At 38.2% G+C, this 667-nt stretch carries 1 protein-coding gene; it reads right to left on the minus strand.

Translation table 11 applies throughout. The features are described 5' to 3' along the window. A partial coding sequence (locus tag ADIWIN_RS20685) for a hypothetical protein (protein WP_040757553.1) occupies positions 1–240 on the minus strand: 240 nt, incomplete at its 3' end. Positions 241–667: the final 427 nt, after the last annotated feature.

Consider the following 667-nt stretch of genomic DNA (forward strand, 5'->3'; position numbering starts at 1 on the left):
CATTGCAGGAACAGTCCATATGTTTCCATCCAATGCGGTGGAGATGCCAACGGGTGCCTCTCTTCCATTGGAACATTCAAACAAGTTTTCGGTGGTAACTGTTGCCATGCCCTGAGATAAAGATGCCGTCCCTGTATAGGTGGAGGGGACAATTGTTTCTGGCTCCATTTCAGTAGTACAAGCAGTATTGGCTAAAGAAATTAAGGCTGTAAAAAGAATAAGCTTTTGACTATTTTTCAATCTCAAAGGGTTTAGGCCGAAACGAACAACTGTTATTATTTGATGAACTGTAATTGCTTGTTTAGACGAAAATTAGGATAAAACCCTTCGCAAACTTGGTAACTTTGCCTTTCTTTTGTCAATGAATATTGAAATGAATCAATCCTCTCTTAAAAACGCTTTTAAATCTTATTGAGTTTGCCATCAATTTGGTTTGGAATAGGCAGCCCTAAAAATCTCGCACATTAATGGGTAAATATGAATGTTTTCTAATGAAGGGATGCTGTATCCATTTTTAAAAGCAGGCCCATTGGCATAAACACACCATGCATTTCCTTGTTCTTGGCATCATAACCATGAACACCTATGGTCTTGATTTCCCTTTTCATAAATGATTTCTTTACGCGCTTCTAGGTAAAAAATATAGCCGTAGTCTGCTACCAATTGG

The sequence above is a fragment of the Winogradskyella psychrotolerans RS-3 genome (assembly GCF_000427335.1).
GTDB classification, from domain to species: Bacteria; Bacteroidota; Bacteroidia; order Flavobacteriales; family Flavobacteriaceae; genus Winogradskyella; species Winogradskyella psychrotolerans.